Origin of the sequence: Pseudonocardia sp. SID8383 (assembly GCF_009864975.1) — a bacterium.
GTDB lineage: Bacteria > Actinomycetota > Actinomycetes > Mycobacteriales > Pseudonocardiaceae > Pseudonocardia > Pseudonocardia alni.
The window spans coordinates 1-2,234 of the sequence record NZ_WWFY01000600.1; the positions used below are offsets into that span (position 1 = coordinate 1).

Consider the following 2,234-nt stretch of genomic DNA (forward strand, 5'->3'; position numbering starts at 1 on the left):
CCGCCGGTGCCGGGCCGGGGCGTCGAGCCACCCGGCGCGGGCGACGAGCACCCCCGCGACCGCCGCGCCCAGGAGCCCGAGCGCGCTGATCAGCAGGTTGCCGAACAACCACTCGCCGAACCGCTCCACCGCCGCCGACAGCACGTCCGGCGCGACCAGCGAGGGCGACGCCGACGCCGCGTCGGACCGGGTCAGCGCGACGGGGGCGTAGAGCAGCGCCAGCAGCGTCGTCGCGGCCACCCCGGTGAGCACCAGCACCGCGGTCGACCCACGGACCAGCACCGGCGCGAGGACCACCGCGATCAGCCCGTAGGCGGCGACGAAGTCCCCGTGCCACAGCAGCACCGCGTGCGCGGCACCGACGGCGAACAGCGCCCCGCCCCGGCGACGCACCAGGGCCAGGACCTGGTCGGGCCCGGCACCGTCGCGGGCCGCACGGCGGGCGAGCCCGGCGATGCCGTAGCCGAACAGCAGCGCGAACAGCGGATAGGCCCGGCCGTCGACCAGGGTCAGCTGCGCCGCGGCGAGCCAGGCGTCGACGCCGGTCGGGTCGAGCGGGTAGGCACGCACCCCGATGCCGCGGTGGGTGACGAAGGTGTGGGCGTTCGCGACGGCGATCAGCAGCAGCGCCGCGCCGCGGGCCAGGTCCGGCGCCGGTGCACGACCGGTCACCGGGACGTCACGCATCACGCCCTACGCTACCGGCGGTGTGGTTCCCGCCACGCGTGGCGGTGGGTGTGCTCCCCGTCGCGGTACGCGGGCGCGATCAGGGCTAGGGTCCGTGGCGTGTCTGCTACCCCCGTTACCGTTACCGTCACCGGAGCCGCTGGCCAGATCGGTTACGCGCTGCTCTTCCGGATCGCCTCCGGGCAGCTGCTGGGGCCCGACACCCCGGTGAAGCTGAACCTGCTGGAGATCCCGCAGGCCGTGAAGGCCGCCGAGGGCACCGCGATGGAGCTCGACGACTGCGCCTTCCCGCTGCTGCGCGGCATCGACATCTTCGACGACGCGAACGCCGCGTTCTCCGGCACCAACGTCGCGCTGCTCGTCGGCGCCCGTCCCCGCAGCAAGGGGATGGAGCGGGGCGACCTGCTCGAGGCCAACGGCGGCATCTTCGGCCCGCAGGGCAAGGCGATCAACGCCGGTGCCGCGGACGACGTCCGCGTCCTGGTCGTCGGCAACCCGGCCAACACCAACGCCCTCATCGCCCAGGCCTCGGCGCCGGACGTCCCGGCGGACCGGTTCACCGCGATGACCCGCCTCGACCACAACCGCGCGCTGGCGCAGCTGTCGAAGAAGCTCGGCGTCGGCCTCGACGAGATCAGCAAGCTCACGATCTGGGGCAACCACTCGGCCACCCAGTACCCGGACCTCTTCCACGCCGAGGTCGGCGGCAAGATCGCCGCCGAGCAGGTCGAGCGGGAGTGGCTGGAGAACGACTTCATCCCGACCGTCGCCAAGCGCGGTGCCGCGATCATCGAGGCCCGGGGCGCGTCCTCGGCTGCGTCGGCCGCGAACGCCGCCGTCGACCACGTGTACGACTGGGTCAACGGCACCCCGGCCGGTGACTGGACCTCCGCCGCGATCCCGTCGGACGGTTCCTACGGCGTCCCCGAGGGCATCATCTCCTCGTTCCCGGTGACCTCCGAGAACGGCGAGTGGAAGATCGTCCAGGGCCTGGAGATCGACGAGTTCTCCCGCGGGCGGATCGACGCGAGCGTCGCCGAGCTGGTCGAGGAGCGCGACACCGTCGCCACGCTCGGCCTCATCTGAGACCGCCACCCCGCACGGGCCGCGGACGGACGCCGTCCGTGGCCCGTGCGCTGGCCCCGGCGGTGCCCGGACCCGGTCGCAGCCCGTGTTCGGTCTCGACCAGCCGGGCCGACCGCGGAGCCGACGCCAGCGTCAGCGACCGGGTGATGACGCGCCCTGCCCGAACCCGCACACCACGCAGCAGGGTGCCGTCGCCCACCGCGGTGGCGCAGAACACGACCCCGCCGCTCCCCACGAGGTCCTCGGCGCGCCGCAGACCGCCGGCACCGGTCCGGAACTGCACCGAACCACCCAGGCACCTCACCGCGGCCGCCGCGAGGACGGCCTCTGCGGCGGGACCGTGCCCGAGCATCAGGTCCACGGGCCGCGTCGGGCACGCGGCCGTGATGGCTCCCTCCAGGACGCCCCCGGCCGGGACGACGGCCCGCGCGCCCTCGGCACGGACGGCGTCGGCGGGTCCC

General features: G+C 74.6%; 2 protein-coding genes and 1 pseudogene. 1 reads left to right on the plus strand and 2 read right to left on the minus strand.

Features of this window, described 5'->3' with window-relative positions; translation table 11 throughout:
• Nucleotides 1-687: pseudogene (locus tag GTW08_RS14705) on the minus strand (hypothetical protein); the annotation flags it as partial.
• Between the two features lie 99 nt (nucleotides 688-786).
• Between GTW08_RS14705 and GTW08_RS14710 the strand changes: the two are divergent.
• Entirely contained in the window at nucleotides 787-1,773 is a 987-nt protein-coding gene (locus GTW08_RS14710) for a malate dehydrogenase (protein ID WP_073573864.1), read from the plus strand.
• Here GTW08_RS14710 and GTW08_RS14715 read toward each other — a convergent pair.
• Nucleotides 1,766-2,234: fructose-bisphosphatase class II (locus GTW08_RS14715; RefSeq protein ID WP_161152071.1), on the minus strand; the 469-nt coding region annotated here is incomplete at its 5' end. The genes GTW08_RS14710 and GTW08_RS14715 overlap by 8 nt on opposite strands.